We start from the raw sequence: 233 nt of genomic DNA on the forward strand, positions 1-233 counted from the left end.
GCCGCCGAAGGTGGGACAGATGATTGGGGTGAAGTCGTAACAAGGTAGCCGTATCGGAAGGTGCGGCTGGATCACCTCCTTTCTAAGGAAAATGCCCATGTGGCATTGCCCATCGTTCAGTTTTGAGAGACCAAATCTCTCGACAAATCAAATTATGAGGGCCTATAGCTCAGCTGGTTAGAGCGCACGCCTGATAAGCGTGAGGTCGGTGGTTCGAGTCCACTTAGGCCCAC

The 233-nt window shown here is 52.8% G+C and carries 1 tRNA gene and 1 rRNA gene; both read left to right on the plus strand.

From position 1 onward, the window contains the following. Window positions 1-82, plus strand: a 16S ribosomal RNA gene (locus EVJ28_RS14065); the annotation flags it as partial. Window positions 83-158: 76 nt separating this feature from the next. Continuing rightward, a tRNA-Ile gene (locus EVJ28_RS14070) sits at window positions 159-232 on the plus strand. Window position 233: the final 1 nt, after the last annotated feature.

The sequence above is a fragment of the Exiguobacterium sp. SH3S3 genome (assembly GCF_004337115.1).
GTDB lineage: Bacteria > Bacillota > Bacilli > Exiguobacteriales > Exiguobacteriaceae > Exiguobacterium > Exiguobacterium aurantiacum_A.